This is a genomic window from Achromobacter sp. ACRQX (genome assembly GCF_022346505.1).
In the GTDB taxonomy this organism is placed as follows: Bacteria; Pseudomonadota; Gammaproteobacteria; order Burkholderiales; family Burkholderiaceae_B; genus Achromobacter; species Achromobacter animicus.
The window spans coordinates 39,219-52,644 of the sequence record NZ_JAKRML010000011.1; the positions used below are offsets into that span (position 1 = coordinate 39,219).

The following is a 13,426-nucleotide window of genomic DNA, read 5'->3' on the forward strand; positions in this document are numbered from 1 at the left end:
CAGACGGCTGATCATGCAATTTCCCGAATCCTGGCTGCGTACGCTGGTCAATCCTCCGATCGCAACCGATGAACTCGCGCACCGGCTCACGATGGCCGGCCTGGAAGTCGAAGAAACCGAGCCCGCTGCACCGGCATTCACCGGCGTGGTCGTCGCGCACATCGTCGAGATCGCGCCGCACCCTGACGCCGACAAGCTGCGCGTCTGCCAGGTCGACGACGGCTCCGGCGAACGCCTGCAGATCGTCTGCGGCGCACCCAACGCTGCTGCCGGCCTGAAAGTGCCGCTCGCCCGCGTGGGCGCAGAACTGCCCGGCGGCATGAAGATCGGCGTCGCCAAGATGCGCGGCGTGCAGTCCTCCGGCATGCTGTGCTCGGCCCGCGAACTGGGTCTGTCGCAAGACCATGCGGGGCTCCTCGAGCTGCCCGCCGACATGGTCCCCGGCCAGTCCATCCGTGAAGCGCTGGACCTGGACGACACGCTGTTCACGCTCAAACTGACGCCCAACCGCGCCGACTGCCTGTCGATCCTGGGCGTGGCGCGTGAAGTGGCCGCGTTGACCGGCGCGCCGCTGTCGGTGCCCACCGCGGCCGCCGTGCCTGTCACGCTCGACGAGCGCCTTCCCGTCAAGATCGAGGCGTCTGACCTCTGCGGCCGTTTCGGCGGCCGCGTCATCCGCGGCGTGAACGCCCGCGCGGCGACGCCCGAATGGATGAAGACGCGCCTCGAGCGCGCCGGCCAACGCTCGCTGTCCGCGCTGGTCGACATCTCCAACTACGTCATGCTCGAACTGGGCCGCCCGTCGCACGTCTTCGATCTGGACAAGATCGGCGGCGACATCGCCGTGCGCTGGGCGCGTGAAGGCGAAACCCTTGAACTGCTGAACGGCCAGACCGTCACGCTGGATCCGAAGGTCGGCGTGGTCGTCGCTGGCGAGCAGGTCGAAAGCCTGGCCGGCATCATGGGCGGCGAAGCCACCTCGGTGACGCTCGACACGCAGAACATCTACCTCGAAGCCGCGTTCTGGTGGCCGCAAGCCATTGCCGGCCGCGCGCGCCGCTTCAAGTTCAGCTCCGAAGCCAGCCACCGCTTCGAACGCGGCGTCGACTACGCCAGCATTCCCGAGCACATTGAATTCATCACCCGCCTCATCGTCGACATCTGCGGCGGTCAGGTCGGCCCCATCGACGACCAGATCGTCAATCTGCCCCAGCGTCCGCCGGTGCGCATGCGCCTGGCGCGCTGCCATCGCGTGCTGGGCGTGCCGGTCACACGCGAGCAGGTCGCCACGATCTTCGGCAGCCTGGGCCTGGACTACTCGGTCGAAGGCGACGACTTCATCGTCAACCCGCCGTCGTTCCGTTTCGATCTGGAAATCGAAGAAGACCTGATCGAGGAAGTGGCTCGCATCTACGGCTTCGAAAGCATTCCCGACGTGCCGCCGATGGCGCGCGCCAAGATGTTTTCGCAGCCCGAAGTGCGCCGCGGCGCGCATGCGCTGCGCCGTCTGACGGCTGCCCAGGACTACCAGGAAGTCGTGAACTACAGCTTCGTCGAAGCCGACTGGGAACGCGATTTCGCGGGCAACGACAACCCCGTGCGCCTCGTGAACCCGATCGCCAGCCATCTGTCGGTCATGCGTTCCAGCCTGATCGGCGGTCTGGTCGCCAACATCCGTCACAACGCCAACCGCAAGCAGTCGCGCGTGCGCCTGTTCGAACTGGGCCGCGTGTTTTTCCGCGATGCCTCGGCCGAAGACGGTCCGCTGCAAGTGGCCGGCGTGCGCCAGCCCATGAAGCTCGCGGGCGCCGCATGGGGCCCGGCAGTGGAAGAGCAGTGGGGCGTGCCCACGCGCCACGTCGATTTCTTCGACGTGAAGATGGACGTCGAGTCGCTGTTCGGCGCCCGCGGCCGCCGCCTGCGTTTCGAGGCAGCGGCGCATCCTGCCCTGCATCCCGGCCGTGGCGCGCGCGTCATGCTCGACGGCAAGCAGGTCGGCTGGATCGGCGAACTGCATCCGCGCTGGGCGCAGCAGGCCGACCTGGCGCATGCACCGGTGGTGTTTGAGCTGGACGTGGACGCATTGTCCGAAGGCGAATTGCCGCAGGTGCGCGAGCTCTCGCGTCAGCCCGTGGTCGTGCGCGACCTGGCGCTGTGGGTCGATGAGGACGTGACCGTACAGTCCATGCTCGACACCGTTGCCGCCGCCGTCAAGGCCGATGCGCAACTGGCCGTCGTGCAGGATGCGCGCGTGTTCGACGTGTGGCGTGACAAGGCGCAAGGCAGCGAACCCGTCGCCGAGAAAAGCCTTGCGTTCCGTTTCTGGCTACAGGACACTGAGGTCACTTTGGACGAAGCCCGCGTGGCGGATTGCCTTGCGCGCATCAAGGAAGCCCTGGTTGCCGCGCACGGCGCGCGCCAACGTGGCTGAACATGGGGACCAGTATGCTTGCCGAGCAACGCACCCTCACCAAGGCCGAGCTGGCCGAACTGCTCTTCGAGCGGGTCGGCCTGAACAAGCGCGAAGCCAAGGACATCGTCGATACGTTCTTCGAGGAAATCCGCGACGCCCTGGCGCGCGGTGATTCCGTCAAGCTCTCGGGTTTCGGCAACTTCCAGGTGCGCGACAAACCGCCGCGCCCTGGCCGCAATCCCAAGACCGGAGAAACCATTCCCATCGCGGCGCGGCGCGTGGTCACGTTCCACGCCAGCCAGAAACTCAAGAGCGTGGTGGAGCAGGCCGTTCCCGCAGCACCGGAGGCCGCGGAGTGATACGCTTTGTCGGTAATTGTTATCGGCGCCCCACGCATCGCGCGCATAAAATCCGCTTATGACACGTACTGAATCCACCGTTACCCTACCGCCCATTCCCGCCAAGCGTTACTTCACCATCGGCGAAGTCAGCGACCTGTGTGGCGTCAAGCCTCATGTCTTGCGGTACTGGGAACAGGAATTCACGCAGCTCAAGCCCGTGAAGCGCCGCGGCAACCGCCGCTACTACCAGCATCACGAAGTGCTGCTCATCCGCCGCATCCGTTCGTTGCTCTACGAACAAGGCTTCACCATCAGCGGCGCGCGCAATCGCTTGGGCGACGCGCGCGATGTGCCGCACGATCAAGATGCCGCCGTGCGCCTGTCGGGCACCGAAATGCAGTCGTTGCGCAATGAACTCGGCAACGTGTCCGCGATGCTCGCCGAAGCATTGGGCACTGCGCCCGCTGCCAGCAGCACGACGCACACGGCGCCTGCCGCCTGAGCCGCTGTCACCGCGGTTCTTCGCTTGAAATCCAAAGCTTGATATCAGTACCCGCAGCGCGCGATGGCCTTCATGGCCGCGCGCTCTGCACAACGTAGTGCCTTGCGCTTTGTGCGCGTCGGCTCATCACATGCAGTCTTGTGAAGGGCGCACGCAAAGCGCAAAAATTTTTTCGAGTATTCAGCACTTTTTTTGCACCAATGCGTGCAAACATTTTTTAGTTCTGCTATACTCTTTTTCTTTCGGGGCGTAGCGCAGCCTGGTAGCGCACTTGCATGGGGTGCAAGGGGTCGCGAGTTCGAATCCCGCCGTCCCGACCAGTAGTTCCAAGGCCGTTAGTGAGAAATCACTAACGGCCTTTCTCATTTGCGGGCCTTAAGATTCCTGCGTCTAGCCAGGTGCCCTAAATGGCGTGGTGTACGCGCGTTTCGTGGTGTATGCGCGTCTCGCGATGCACGTACATTTCGTGCTGGCCCTTTCTACACAGCCTATAAAAACAGCAATGCGCCAGCCGCAACGGCTGTGGGCCCCAACGCACCCAGCAATAATCCGCCAACGCTGATCGTCTCGTCCGAGAATCCGCGTTTCAGCAGCGCCACGCCCGCAGGGTTCGGTGCGTTCGCGATAACCGTCAAGCCGCCGCCCGCAACCGCGCCCGACACGAGCATGTACTTCGATTCGTCGGATATGCCCTCAATCAGCGAACCCAGGTAGGTCAACGCGGCATTGTCGGTGATCGCGGTGAGCGACAGAGATCCGAAAAACAACGCTAGCGGTTCCAGACTCGAGACGATGGGTTGCAGCCACCAGCCCTGCATGCCTCCCAGGATGACCAGCCCAGCCAGGAAGAACCCAACGAGCAACGCTTCTTTGATGATCAGCGGATTCTGATGCCGTTCGTACGCTTGGGTGTAACCCAGGAACAGCAGGAAGAGGCCGATGAACGCGACAGGGTGGTGCGCCAGTGCCACGACCGCCGCCAGCACGGCCAGATGGACCAGAACAACCGAGAGCGGCACGGGAGGCCTTTCCGACCGGCCTACGCTTTCAGTCGGCAATTGCAGCAGATACTTGCGCATCATGAGTGTCGCAACGGTCGCGTTCACGATGACGGCAATCGCGGCTTTCCAGCCGAAGGTTGCCAGCATGAATGCCGAATCCCATTGCCAGGTTGCGGCAACCATCAAGACGGGAGGGGCGGCATAGGCCGTCAAGGTTCCTCCGATCGAGATGTTGACGAACAGCACGCCAAGCGCGAAGTACTTGGGAACAGCCGGGATTGCTGGCCGGAACAGTTGCGGCGCCAGCATCAGGGCAGCGATGGTCATGGCGGCCGGTTCCGTGATCAGCGATCCCATCAGCGGAACCGCGGCCAGGCCTAACCACGCTGTCGCGACGGAGGTGTGAAAGGGCACCTTCCTGGCGATAAGGTGGACTGCGGCCATGACAGTCTGGAGTACCGGGCGGGACGCCGCCACTACCATGACGACAAATACAAACAGCGGTTCGGTGTAATTGCGAGACTCGGCGTACGCGAGCGCTTCTGTGCCGCCGGCGGCCATCGCCATGACGATCAGCAGCACAAATGCCCAGAAGCCGAAGACGATTTCGACTTCGCCCAGAAGATGGAACAAACCGGCGTGGCGAGGGTAGCAGTGCGATAGCCGCTCGAACTGCTTGACGGTGAAAGTGTGGATCAGCGCCAGCGCAAAAATGATGGCGGCTGCAATGTCGAGGGCATGGGTGGTGCTGGTCTGCATGGACGTGGGGGTTCCGCGCGGCGGCCCGACCAGCGCTTTGACCTGCCAGCGCGAAGGAAGACGCCTGACACCCAGTCAGGCAGTGTATCAAACTGAAGGGACCGGACCGTGCAATTCGAGGGGGCGATATTGAACCTCACGGACCTCCAGTCCGACCGCCGCCGTACTCAATCAATTGAACACATCAATCAGCACATCCGCGACTACAGCCGTCGCAATGGCAACAAGTACAAGATCCGAGCCGGCGATTCGCCATTCGTACCCGGGATAGGCGGGGAGGCGAGCGAGCATTGGTCCGGGGACCATTTTTTTGGCGATACCTGGAGGCAGGGGCTTTCCGCGTGCAAGGTTTTTGCGGATGCCGGGCGGCAGTTGGCTGTAGCCCGACAGACCGTACTCATGTGCGTAGGTTCTGGCGGTTGAGACCGTGATGCCTGCAAAGCGCAGGGTGACGCTGGAACTATCGGAATTGCCGGTTTTGCCGTTTGATCCGCCGCCGCTACCGGAATAGCCTTTTCCAGCGCCGTTGCCGTTGTTATTGTTTTTTCCGCCGCCCTTGTTTTGGCCCTGCCCCTGACTCTGGCCTGGGTTGTCAGGTTTGCCTTTGCCCTCTGGCGGCGCGGCGAATGCGCCGGTGTTCAAAAAAATACAGGAAATGGCTGCAATAAATACCGGCTTGGCCCTGAATGTCATGACTCGCTCCTACTCAGCCTGAGGCTAGCAGGCTGATTCTAGGGCGGGCAAACATTTTTAGGGTTTGCGGACCTGATCATTTGTAAGCGACTGCGTGCGCAGGGGGGAAGGGGCCGCAGCGGCGAGAGGGAGGGAGTGTGCGTAACCGCCCTCTGCTTGATCGAAAGACAATCACGCCGCTGCGGTGTCAGTTCCGTAGCAAACCGCGTTCCCGACGACGGCGGACGCACTGCCCGCGGCCACGTCTTTAATCGAACGACTGCTGTATCAACCGGCGGCGGTGCAGTTCAGCGAGGCGGGCTTCAGTTTCTTCGCGCCAGCCTGCTTCCCAGGAGGCCAGCCTGGCGCGCCATATCGGTAGCGATTCGCCCGTATGGCCTGGCATGTTGGTTTCTTTCATGAGGGGGCAAGCGGAAAGCGGCACGCCATATCGGGCGGCTTCCTGGCCGGCTTTGTGGACGGGGTCATCCATTTTGCGCCTCCTGCAGGGAAAGGTCCTAAGCCGAAAGATGAGCGCGATCAGGATTCGTGTCCAGAAAAGTTACGCGAAGATATAGCGGGATGGATCAGGCATGCGCCAACGTCCCCGCATCCCCAATGCAAAGCGCCCCGTTTCCCGGGGCGCCTTTTCACTTTATCAAATGACCAGCAGCGATATGGCGCGCGGCACAAAACGTGTCCGGATGCCGGGTGGGGCCTGGCCGCCGCCGGTGGCTTCCATCCATCCGGCTTCCCAGGCCTCGACCTTGCCGCGCCATTGCGAAATCGATTCGCCGGTGTGACCCGGCATGGCGGCGGCACGGTAATACGGGCAGTCCCACAAGCTCAATCCGTCGCGGGCCGCTTGAGCGCCCAGCTTTTGGATGTCTTCGCGTTGCATGGCAATACTCTCCAAAAGTAGATGCACGGGACGCAAAGTATTCCGCAGGCATCTGCGATTTTCAATAGTCTGGGCGCATCAACCGAGGCGGTGCGGGTGTCATGCGGGCCGCGCACGTGATAGACCACGGACACCCCGCGCCTCGTCTGTTATGCGCGCAATTTCGCGGCTCTGTGCCTTTCGCGACCGCCTTGCGGCACGCACAATTTCCGCTTCCCGCCGGCTTCAGGCGGATCTTGAGGATGCTTGGATGCGCTACCGCTACGTCACCGCCGATGTGTTCACCGGCCACGCCTATCAAGGCAATCCGCTGGCTGTTGTATTGGACGCGCAGGGGCTGGACACCCGCCAGATGCAGTTGATTGCGCGCGAATTCAATTATTCGGAAACCAGCTTCGTGATGCCGCCGCAAGACCGCGCCCACACGGCGCGTGTACGCATCTTCACGCCGGACCGCGAGGTGCCGTTTGCCGGTCACCCGAATGTCGGCACGGCCGTCGTGCTGGCGCGCGAGCAGATCGCGGCAGGGCTGTCTGCGCCGCAAGCGTTCGAATTTGAAGAAGAAGCCGGCCTGGTGCGGATTGCGTTGGCGTACGGCGAAGACGGGCTGCAGGGCGCGGAGCTGCGCGCGCCGCAGCCGTTGTCGTGCGGCCGCGAGGCGGCGTTGGATGCGGTGGCAAGCGCGCTGCGGCTGGATGTTGCGGACATTGACGTGTCGACGCACGCACCGATGGTGGCGTCGGTGGGCCTGCCGTTTCTGGTGGTGCAGCTTGCCAACCGCGACGCGTTGCGGCGCGCGGTGCCGGACTTGGGCGGTTACGCGGCCCTGATGCCGCAGCTTGGCGCAAAGTCCATCTACGTCTACACCACCGACACGGCGGGCGAGGCGATGGACGCGCCCACCGATATCCAGGCGCGCATGCTCACCGGCCGGATGACCGAGGATCCCGCCACGGGTAGCGCGACAGCCGCGGTCACGGCGCTGCGGGCATCGCTGGCGGGCAAGGGCGTTCTGCGGTTACGGGTAGGGCAGGGCGTGGACATGGGGCGCGCAAGCTTGCTGCTGGCGCATGCCGAACCGCGCGAGGACGGCGTATGGGCCAGCGTGGCGGGGCAGGCCGTCGTGGTGATGGAAGGCACGCTGCCTGCACCCGCGGCGGACTGACGGCGATGCGCGTTGCTGGCGGAAGACGGCCTCGTGTATGCTGCTGCGCATGAACACTTCGCATATCGCTGCCGCAACGCGCGCAGATTTCCGACGAATCACTCGACGTCTACGTTGAGTGGCCAGCCGTGTTCGGGCGCCGATTTTCTGGCGCTTATTTCAGAAGGCCACGATACCCCTCGTGGCTTTTTTGTTTGCCGTATTTCCCCCGCCGAGGCGTGTCGCAAGGCCTTCATTCTTTCATCACAAGGAATGAAGCATGTCTCATCAAGACCTCGCCATCCGGCCTTTTCATCCGACCGACGAGACGGCGCTTATCGCGCTGTGGCACGCCTGCGGGCTGACGCGTCCGTGGAACGATCCGCGCAAGGACATCGCGCGCAAGTTGACGGTGCAGTCTGATCTGTTTCTGGTGGGCGTGCTGGACGGCGAGATCGTGGCGACGCTGATGGGCGGATACGACGGTCACCGCGGCTGGATCAACTATCTGGCCGTGTCGCCCGAGCATCGGCGGCGTCAGTTCGCCACGGCGCTGATGCGGGCTGTGGAGCGCAAGCTGCTGGAGATGGGGTGTCCGAAAATCAATCTGCTGATCCGTTCGGACAACATCGCGGTAAAGCGCTTTTACGACAGCCTGGGGTTTCAGGAGGACGCGGTGATCAGCATGGGCAAGCGCCTGATTCCGGATCTTTGAAGATGGCGGGTACGAAATACCCGCCTCGAATCATCGGTCTTAAATCGCCTGCGTCAAATACACGGCTTCACGTCCGACGATCGGCATGCGCGTGGGCATGAAGATCGTGCACGCATCGCACGGGGAGCGGATTTCTTCCGTGCCGTTCATGGCAATCAGCTCGCCCTTGTCGAAGGTCTCGAAGCCGATCACGGGTCGCGTGAAGGTGAAGTCTTCGGACTTCACCATGTGGACCTCCAGCAGGCGATAGCGTTGCGGGGTGGGCGGGGGCGGCGTGCCGGCCGGGGTGTCGATGAGACCCAGATGCGCCAGAAAGCGCAGGGTGACGTCGGTGGCGAGGTCGGCGGCGGAGCGGGCGAAATGCTGGCCGCATTCGACGACGAGCGCGCCGCCACTGTTCGACAGCGGGTCACCGTGATGGCCGTAGCCCATGACACCGGTTCCCGGAAACTTGTCTTGCGGCATGACCAGATGGACCTGCGGTGATCCGACAGCCGCGGCCAGCGCGGTGTTGCGGTCCATCTCGTTGTAGACCCAGAACGGTTGCACGGGCGCGCGCGTGGAATGGATGTCCAGCACGAAGTCGGCGGCATCCAGGATGGGGCGCATTTCGCGGGCACGGCGCAGTTCGGGGCTGTCCTCCGCGCCGTCGAGCATGGCGGCGGACCAGATGCGATTCAGGTTGTGGACGAGCTGGCGGTTGTCGTAAGGCCGGTCGATGTCGAAGGCCTCGTAGGCCTCGACGTGGGCAAAGCTGACCGTCAATGTGCCGATCTTCGGGCGCACGCACGTGTCCAGCAGATGGGTGGCGGCCACCATGCCACAGATCTCGTTGCCGTGCGTGATGGCGTTGATGAGCACGTGCGGCCCAGGCTTGCCGGATTCAAAGCGGTGTACATACGGAATGCCGGTGTTGCCCTCGCGGTAGGCAGAGAGGTCACGCGGCAGGACTTCCAGCGGAGCGGTATCAGGTTCGAAGGCAGGTGTGGTCATGAGAGTTGGTTGAAGGTGGATGTTGAAGACAAGGCCAGAAAACAGCGTTTTTGATCGCATTTTTGCGATCTTCAAGATGCCTCAGCACTAGGAGGATTAGTACGTTTTTACCCCTAAAAAAGTTCGCTTTCCAAGCCTTTTTCTTTGGGGCATATTGCGGCCGGGCAGTCGGAATTCATAGGTGCAGCATGAGTGGGTGGCCACAGCGTCATATCAATGGTTTTCAAGTGCAGTGCGAAGTCGTGGACTTGAATACCGGCGTGTTGGCTATTGAAATACTTGTGAGCCGCAACGGCAACGAAACCGTTGCGCGGCGCTGGTCACTGCCTCGCTTCGTGACCTTCAACGACCCCGTCAGTGCACGGCGCCATGCCGAACTGGTGCTCTCCGGCATCCTGTCCGTGGACGAGTACACCGGTGAACCTCGCTACGGAATTCTCTAGCGCTCGCTAGTGTTTTGTTTCGTTTATCACATTCGTCTGACTTGTCGGATCTGGATTGCCCGGTACAGTTGTCCCTGTATGACAACAAAAGGAGAGCTCCATGTTCGACACTTTTCCTGTTCTGCGCCGCACCGGCATGGCGATCGCGATTGGCGCCGCCGGTCTCGTTTTTGCGGGTTGCACGACGACCACGCCCAGCAAGTCGCCGGCCGCCTCGACGTCCGAGCAGCGGCAGTCGATGAACAGCGCGGCCAACGCGACCCTCGCCAAGCTTTATGAAGCCGCTCCCCAGTCCAAGGATCTGGTGGCGCGCGCCAAGGGCGTGCTGGTGTTTCCGGACGTGCTGAGCGGCAGCTTCATCGTGGGCGCCGAACATGGCAAGGGCGTGCTGCGCGTGGGCGGGCAGAATGCCGGCTACTACAGCACGACCGCGGGCTCGATCGGCTTCCAGGCCGGCGCGCAATCGAAGGCGATGATCCTGCTGTTCATGACGGATGACGCCTTGAACAAGTTCCGCAACAGCAGCGGCTGGACCGTTGGCGCGGACGCCACGGTGGCAGTGGTCAACATCGGCGCCAATGGCCGCATCGACACCAACACGGCTCAGCAGCCGGTGGTGGGCTTCGTGATGAACAACGGTGGCCTGATGGCGGGCGTGTCGCTCGCGGGCACGAAGATCTCGAAGCTCGATCGCTGATCGGGCAAGCGCCCAGTCAAAACGCCGCGGATTCTTCCGCGGCGTTTTGTTTTATGCGGGGAAGGTTGGACCCGCCCCGCGAGGTGTGCCGGCCGTTCAGCCGATCACGTTGTCGCTGTTGTTGCGCAGGGCTGCTTCGCGCTCGATCTCGGCTTGCTCGATGTGCGGATCCAGCCCGCGCCAGCGCAGGATGTGGCCGCGCTCTTCTTCGGGCTCCCAGCCCAACATGCCATAGCGCGTGATTTCGGTTTCGCCGCTGGCGAACTCCACTTCAAAGTAACCCTGACGATCGGGTAGCGAATTGCCGGGGAACCATTCGGTTTCGGGCATGGTTTGCTCCTTGCTAAGCGATGGGAGGGATGCTGACGCCGATAAGGAAAAGCCGGCGTCATGCGTTTTCATTGTGGGCCGGCCCCCGCAATCCCGCAAGCGCCGGATGGATACGAAATGCGGCGTCAGGCAAGCGGCACGGCGGTGGTGTAGAGCACCTGCTTGAGGGCAAAGCTGGAACGGATGCTTGCCACGCCGGGGATGCGTGTGATGTGTTCGACGATCAAACGTTCCAGCGCATCGACATCCGGCACGAGCGCTCGGATCAGGTAGTCGGCGTCGCCGGACATCAGGTAGCACTCCATGATTTCGGGCAGCACCGCGATCTCGCGTTCAAACACGTCGAGTGCGGCCTTGCGCTGCTTGTCCAGCGAGATCTGGATGAAGACGTTGACCTTCAGACCCAATTTGCGCGCATTCAGCAGCGTGACGCGCCGATCGATGAGGCCTTCGGTTTCCAGTCGCCGCACGCGCGCCAGGCACGGCGAAGCGGACAGATTGACGCGCGCGGCCAGCTCAACGTTGGTGAGCCGGGCGTCGCGTTGAAGTTCATTCAGGATGCGGATGTCGGTGGCATCCAGGTTGATTTCCGGCATAAGTGACCTTCAAGCGGCGGGTTGGCATTGCATCTGTGCTGAGTATGCCGGTTATTGGCGCAGAAAGCGGTCAAAAATGCTGGGGTTTACCCTATAGACTGTTCCGTCCTTCGGTCATAGGGCCGAAATGCAGAATAATCAGCGGCAGAGCAGGGTGGTAATGAGTCAGCACGGCAGTCTTCGCAAGTTCCTCCCGCTCGCGGGTGCGGTCGCCATTTGGGGCGGAAACTGGCCCGTCATGAAGCTGGGCCTGGCGCACATGAGTCCGTTGTGGCTTGCCGCCAGCCGGTTCGGCTCCGCCGCGCTGATCAGCGTGCTGGTGCTAGCGGCGCTGGGTCGCTTGCGTTTGCCCTCGCGTCAGGAATGGCCGCTGGTGGCGGGCGTGGCCTTGCTGCAGATGGGCGCATTCACGGCGTTGGCGCTTTGGGCCCTGCAATACGTGGCGCCTGGCCGCGCCTCGGTCATTGCCTATGCGACATCCATCTGGGTGATTCCCTTGTCATCGATGATCTTGAAGGAACGCCTCTCGATGGGCCAATGGCTGGCGACCGCGCTCAGCTACGCTGGCATCGGCGTCATCGTCGCGCCCGCATTCAGCCCGTGGCAGGCGCATACCGTCATCGGTCTGGTGATGCTGTTGGGCGCGTCGTTTGCCTGGGCCTGCAACATCATCCAGTTGCGCGCCAATCGCCATGTGCGGCTGGGCGCCGACATGATTCCCTGGCAAACCGCGATGGCCACGATCCCGTTGGCCGCGCTGGCATGGCTGCGCGACGGCGCGCCGACCTTTCTGGGCGATGCGCAGGCCTGGCCGCTGATCCTGTACACCGGACCGCTTGCCACGGCGCTGACGTTCATCGTCGTGCTGGGCATGACGCAGAAACTGCCGCCTGCCGCGACGTCCATCGCGATGCTGTGCGTGCCGGTGATCGGTTTGATCGTGTCGTCCGTCGTGTTCCACGAACGCATCTCGGCAGACCTGGCGCTCGGACTTGCGCTGATCGCTGCCAGCGTCGCGGCTTCCGCGTTGGCCACGCGCCTGCGGCGGCCGCTCGCGCTGCGTCCGTCCTAGAACGCACTAGAATGGCGTGCGCCGGAAATGGTCCCGGCCGGTGATGCGGAACGCGCTGCAGATATGGACTCGTTATACGTAGTGGTCGTGTTGGGGGCGATGGCCGCGGGCTTTGTGCAAGGCCTGTCGGGCTTTGGCTTCGGCATGGTCGCCATGTCGTTCTGGGCCTGGACCGTAGACCCGCGGCTTGCTGCGGCGATGGCCGTGTTCGGCGCATTGTCCGGGCAGTTGCTGGCGGCTTTCACCGTGCGCCGCGGCTTTGCCATGGCGCATCTGCTGCCGTTCGTTGTCGGCGGATTGCTCGGCATTCCGCTCGGCGTGAAAGTGCTGCCGCATCTGGACCCCGTGGTGTTCAAGGCCTTCATCGGCGGACTGCTCGCCATCTGGTGTCCGATCATGCTGTTTGCCGCGCGCATGCCGCGCATCACGGTGGGGGGCAAGGTGGCCGATGGCGTGGCCGGCGCAATCGGCGGCGTCATGGGCGGGCTGGGCGGATTCACCGGCGTGATTCCCACGTTGTGGTGCACCTTGCGCGGCTTTGATCGCGACGTGCAGCGTGCGGTGATCCAGAACTTCAACCTGTCGATGCTGGCGGTGACGATGGCCAGTTATGTGCTGGCCGGTGTCGTCACGCGCGACATGTTGCCGCTGTTTGCATTGATCGTGCCCGCAATGCTGGTGCCGACGATCTGGGGCACGCGCGTCTATGTAGGCATCAGCGATGTCGCGTTTCGCCGGGTGGTGCTGGGCTTGTTGACGATATCCGGCATCGCGTTGCTTGCGTCGTCAGTGCCCCGCCTGCTTGCCTGAGTGCCTCCGCCTGAGGGGCGGAAAGGGCTTGACGGCC

The 13,426-nt window shown here is 63.0% G+C and carries 16 protein-coding genes and 1 tRNA gene; 10 read left to right on the forward strand and 7 right to left on the reverse strand.

Annotation, left to right across the window (positions count from 1 at the left end; genetic code table 11):
- Positions 1-13 precede the first annotated feature (13 nt).
- The 4 genes from pheT (at position 14) to MHZ91_RS12390 (ending at position 3,576) form a co-directional block, all read left to right on the forward strand.
- Positions 14-2,431 (forward strand): phenylalanine--tRNA ligase subunit beta, encoded by a 2,418-nt coding sequence (gene pheT / locus MHZ91_RS12375; protein ID WP_239213813.1) that lies wholly within the window; start codon positions 14-16, stop codon positions 2,429-2,431.
- A gap of 2 nt (positions 2,432-2,433) precedes the next feature.
- Positions 2,434-2,772 (forward strand): integration host factor subunit alpha, encoded by a 339-nt coding sequence (locus MHZ91_RS12380; protein ID WP_082579019.1) that lies wholly within the window; start codon positions 2,434-2,436, stop codon positions 2,770-2,772.
- A 58-nt stretch (positions 2,773-2,830) separates the two neighbouring features.
- Positions 2,831-3,256, forward strand: coding sequence for a MerR family transcriptional regulator (locus MHZ91_RS12385; protein WP_239213814.1), 426 nt, complete (start codon positions 2,831-2,833; stop codon positions 3,254-3,256).
- Between the two features lie 243 nt (positions 3,257-3,499).
- Positions 3,500-3,576 (forward strand) — tRNA-Pro (locus MHZ91_RS12390).
- Between the two features lie 168 nt (positions 3,577-3,744).
- Here the strand turns inward: MHZ91_RS12390 and MHZ91_RS12395 are convergent.
- The 4 genes from MHZ91_RS12395 to MHZ91_RS12410 all read right to left on the reverse strand — a co-directional run bounded on the left by MHZ91_RS12395 (position 3,745) and on the right by MHZ91_RS12410 (position 6,589).
- A complete protein-coding gene (locus MHZ91_RS12395) occupies positions 3,745-5,016 on the reverse strand; it encodes a putative Na+/H+ antiporter (protein WP_239213816.1) in 1,272 nt (423 codons plus the stop codon).
- 171 nt (positions 5,017-5,187) lie between these two features.
- Positions 5,188-5,709: an anti-virulence regulator CigR family protein gene (locus tag MHZ91_RS12400; protein WP_239213817.1), complete on the reverse strand. Its 522-nt coding sequence runs from the start codon at positions 5,707-5,709 to the stop codon at positions 5,188-5,190.
- A gap of 247 nt (positions 5,710-5,956) precedes the next feature.
- Positions 5,957-6,181 (reverse strand): CrpP-related protein, encoded by a 225-nt coding sequence (locus MHZ91_RS12405; protein ID WP_239213818.1) that lies wholly within the window; start codon positions 6,179-6,181, stop codon positions 5,957-5,959.
- A gap of 165 nt (positions 6,182-6,346) precedes the next feature.
- Complete coding sequence (locus MHZ91_RS12410; RefSeq protein ID WP_239213819.1) at positions 6,347-6,589, reverse strand: CrpP-related protein; 243 nt, start codon at positions 6,587-6,589, stop codon at positions 6,347-6,349.
- Positions 6,590-6,839: 250 nt separating this feature from the next.
- Between MHZ91_RS12410 and MHZ91_RS12415 the strand changes: the two genes are divergently transcribed.
- Complete coding sequence (locus MHZ91_RS12415) at positions 6,840-7,754, forward strand: PhzF family phenazine biosynthesis protein (RefSeq protein ID WP_239213820.1); 915 nt, start codon at positions 6,840-6,842, stop codon at positions 7,752-7,754.
- A gap of 259 nt (positions 7,755-8,013) precedes the next feature.
- Positions 8,014-8,448: a GNAT family acetyltransferase gene (locus MHZ91_RS12420; RefSeq protein WP_239213821.1), complete on the forward strand. Its 435-nt coding sequence runs from the start codon at positions 8,014-8,016 to the stop codon at positions 8,446-8,448.
- Between the two features lie 39 nt (positions 8,449-8,487).
- On the opposite strand, the gene MHZ91_RS12425 is transcribed toward MHZ91_RS12420, so the two are convergent.
- Positions 8,488-9,441, reverse strand: a complete 954-nt coding sequence (locus MHZ91_RS12425) for a succinylglutamate desuccinylase/aspartoacylase family protein (protein ID WP_239213822.1) — start codon at positions 9,439-9,441, stop codon at positions 8,488-8,490.
- Positions 9,442-9,683: 242 nt separating this feature from the next.
- Here MHZ91_RS12425 and MHZ91_RS12430 point away from each other — a divergent pair, with 242 nt between their 5' ends.
- Together MHZ91_RS12430 and MHZ91_RS12435 are read left to right on the forward strand one after the other, a co-directional pair.
- Positions 9,684-9,884 (forward strand): hypothetical protein, encoded by a 201-nt coding sequence (locus tag MHZ91_RS12430; RefSeq protein ID WP_224776782.1) that lies wholly within the window; start codon positions 9,684-9,686, stop codon positions 9,882-9,884.
- Between the two features lie 100 nt (positions 9,885-9,984).
- Complete coding sequence (locus tag MHZ91_RS12435; protein ID WP_175124033.1) at positions 9,985-10,581, forward strand: YSC84-related protein; 597 nt, start codon at positions 9,985-9,987, stop codon at positions 10,579-10,581.
- A 96-nt stretch (positions 10,582-10,677) separates the two neighbouring features.
- On the opposite strand, the gene MHZ91_RS12440 is transcribed toward MHZ91_RS12435, so the two are convergent.
- Together MHZ91_RS12440 and MHZ91_RS12445 are read right to left on the reverse strand one after the other, a co-directional pair.
- Positions 10,678-10,911, reverse strand: coding sequence for a hypothetical protein (locus MHZ91_RS12440; RefSeq protein ID WP_175124034.1), 234 nt, complete (start codon positions 10,909-10,911; stop codon positions 10,678-10,680).
- 125 nt (positions 10,912-11,036) lie between these two features.
- Positions 11,037-11,507 carry an Lrp/AsnC family transcriptional regulator gene (locus tag MHZ91_RS12445; protein ID WP_006226939.1) on the reverse strand — a complete coding sequence of 157 codons (471 nt, stop codon included), beginning with the start codon at positions 11,505-11,507 and terminating at the stop codon, positions 11,037-11,039.
- Positions 11,508-11,667: 160 nt separating this feature from the next.
- On the opposite strand from MHZ91_RS12445, the gene MHZ91_RS12450 reads away from it, so the two are divergent.
- Positions 11,668-12,579: a DMT family transporter gene (locus MHZ91_RS12450; RefSeq protein ID WP_239213824.1), complete on the forward strand. Its 912-nt coding sequence runs from the start codon at positions 11,668-11,670 to the stop codon at positions 12,577-12,579.
- Between the two features lie 63 nt (positions 12,580-12,642).
- Positions 12,643-13,389 carry a sulfite exporter TauE/SafE family protein gene (locus MHZ91_RS12455; RefSeq protein WP_239213827.1) on the forward strand — a complete coding sequence of 249 codons (747 nt, stop codon included), beginning with the start codon at positions 12,643-12,645 and terminating at the stop codon, positions 13,387-13,389.
- The last annotated feature ends 37 nt before the right edge of the window (positions 13,390-13,426 follow it).